Below are 2,222 nucleotides of genomic sequence, written 5' to 3' on the forward strand. Positions count from 1 at the left end.
CGGACGACCTGCTCCGGAGTGTGACGCTTCCTACTGTTCGTCATGATCTGACCAGTCTCCCTGCCCGCCACCGCGGGCAACAGGACGACTCGCATAACGACCGGACCTACGAAACGGGGTCAGCCCAAGTCCGCCGCCGATGAGGAGCATGCGTAGCTGGTAGTTGTCTCGGTTGCGGAAGCCGCGGGCGATGCGGCGGTGGAGTTCGATGAGCCCGTTGATGCTCTCGGTGCCGCCGTTGCTGGCGCGGCCGGTGTCGAAGTAGGCCAGGAAGGCGTCCCTCCACTGCTTGAGGGTGCGGCCCAGCTTGGCGATCTGGTCGTGCCTCCCGCTGCGCCGCGGGGATGGCCTCCGTACCCCCAGATAGGCCCGAGCATCGCTGGGCCATCCGGAGGCGCCGACATTCACCGGCGCGTCTTCGGACATTACATTCACCTTCTTCTGCTTTCTCTCACTGCCGCCCTTCCCCATGTGACCGGCTTTCCCGGCTCGGAGTACTACGGCGGCTCCGCCCCACCCACACCCTTCGGCAGGCAACGCACCTATCCCCAAGAAGCGGGGAGCGGAATGCGGATGGTTCCCACGTTCACTGTTGTTCGGTTGACGGGCGAGGCATCCGGCTTTACCCCTGCGGCATCGTCGTGGCTACGCCGTAGACCTTCACCACGACCTGCCGGACCCGACACATACCACCGTTCCGACAGTTCCCCACCCGCCACGACCATCAGCGACGGCCCCGACAAGCGGTTACGCACCGCAAACCAGCCCCGATCCACCGGGTTAGAGCTGGGCGACGATTAAGAGGCTTTACGACACCGGTTCCTCTCGTACACCTTCCCGTCTTGCTCACCAGACACGGCCCATCCGGTAGTACTGGACCGTCCTGACTTTGTCACGGCTGCTCCCACCCACCCCAGGCGTTCCCCCAGGACAGGCTGCCGTCAGCTTCACTTGGCCGCTACGACGGCCAACCAATGCAGGTCTCCCACCTCCATCCGATACAACAGCGCCTCGTGGCGCACGACGTGCTCGTCGACGCCGAGCACGCGGACGCCGTCGAACCGCTTGGGATCATCGATCAGGGCGCGTTGGCCCTCGGCCAGGACGGCGTCGTTGGCGGTGTTCCACGACACCGCCAGACCCTCAGCGATCCGGGCGACGGTCAGGTGGGCGACCACGAGTCCTTCCAACGCCCAGCGCAGCGCGCGTCGGGACAGCTTCGCCCGCGGTTCGGCGGCCTTGCTCATGTCTTGGCGCCACACGTGCCCGCACTCGCTACAGCGGTACCGGCGCACGGTGACCAGCAAGACCGTCGGCCGCCAGCCGAACGGCTCGTGCGCCAGCCGGCGGACCACCGTCCCCCGGGGAACGCCCTGACAGCCACACCGTCGACACCACTGGTCATCCTCGGCGATCCGGCACGCGAGGACCGCTCGTTTCGGCTCGACGTACTGGCCCACGACCTCCAGGCCGAGCTCATCGAGCCGGGTGAACGTGGTCAGGTCGGGGCGAACGAAGGTAGCGTTGGGCATGTCGAGGTCTTCCAGATGGGCAGTGTGAGAACTTCCATCTTCGGAAGACCTCGACCCTCATCCGCGGACCGACGCGCCCGCCCCCCTCAAGCCACCCCTACACCCTCGTTCGTGATGAGCCCCTTCACTGGAGAGTTCGGCGCACTGCGCCACGATCTCACCCGGGTCGCCACCTTCGAGGACCGACCCGTCGGTGCGATCCTGGTGGTAGGTAAGTCGATTTGGGACCCCCAGTTGCACGGGCCCTTCATCATCGACCTTTTCGTGCATCCCGACGTACGAGGCATGGGCGTCGGCCGAGCCCTGCTCGACGACGCGGTGCACGCCTGCGCGCGGGCCGAGGATGCCACCCTCTCACTGCGCGTCGGCGAGGGCACTTCCCCAGCGGCTCTCGCGCTCTACACCCGGGCAGGGTTCCAGCAACGCTGACAGCGAGGTCCGAGTGGCGCTCCACGCGGTGGGCCACTCGGACTGCGCCTTGCTCCCGTGGCCTGGGAGCCGCCCCGAGGGAGGCCCGCCCGAGCAGGTGTTGAACTGTCCGCTTCGGTCAGATACATCCGGTCATGCCGCTCGGAGGAACGTCTCAGCCGTCCCGGCGAGCTCGCCCAGCCAGTGCTGCCAGCAGGGCGGTTGTGGGAGTCCACGTCGCTCGCTCGGGCCAGGAAGGCGAGATGCCGTTCAGGACGGCAC

At 67.0% G+C, this 2,222-nt stretch carries 2 protein-coding genes and 1 pseudogene; 1 reads left to right on the forward strand and 2 read right to left on the reverse strand.

The window, feature by feature from the left end; genetic code table 11:
• Nucleotides 1-30 precede the first annotated feature (30 nt).
• Nucleotides 31-426 (reverse strand): transposase, encoded by a 396-nt coding sequence (locus ET989_RS15865; RefSeq protein WP_206662403.1) that lies wholly within the window; start codon nucleotides 424-426, stop codon nucleotides 31-33.
• Nucleotides 427-1,013: 587 nt separating this feature from the next.
• A pseudogene (locus ET989_RS14570) lies at nucleotides 1,014-1,532 on the reverse strand (transposase); the annotation flags it as partial.
• 114 nt (nucleotides 1,533-1,646) lie between these two features.
• Here ET989_RS14570 and ET989_RS14575 point away from each other — a divergent pair.
• On the forward strand, nucleotides 1,647-1,961 hold the full coding sequence (locus tag ET989_RS14575) for a GNAT family N-acetyltransferase (RefSeq protein WP_241656378.1): 315 nt from the start codon (nucleotides 1,647-1,649) through the stop codon (nucleotides 1,959-1,961).
• Nucleotides 1,962-2,222 lie beyond the last annotated feature (261 nt).

It is taken from the genome of Propioniciclava sinopodophylli (assembly GCF_004324755.1).
Lineage (GTDB): Bacteria > Actinomycetota > Actinomycetes > Propionibacteriales > Propionibacteriaceae > Propioniciclava > Propioniciclava sinopodophylli.

Coding starts and splice junctions, on each gene's coding strand:
- ET989_RS15865 (WP_206662403.1), bottom strand. CDS start 426: ATGTCCGAAGACGCGCCGGTGAATGTCGGCGCCTCCGGATGGCCCAGC.
- ET989_RS14575 (WP_241656378.1), top strand. CDS start 1,647: ATGAGCCCCTTCACTGGAGAGTTCGGCGCACTGCGCCACGATCTCACC.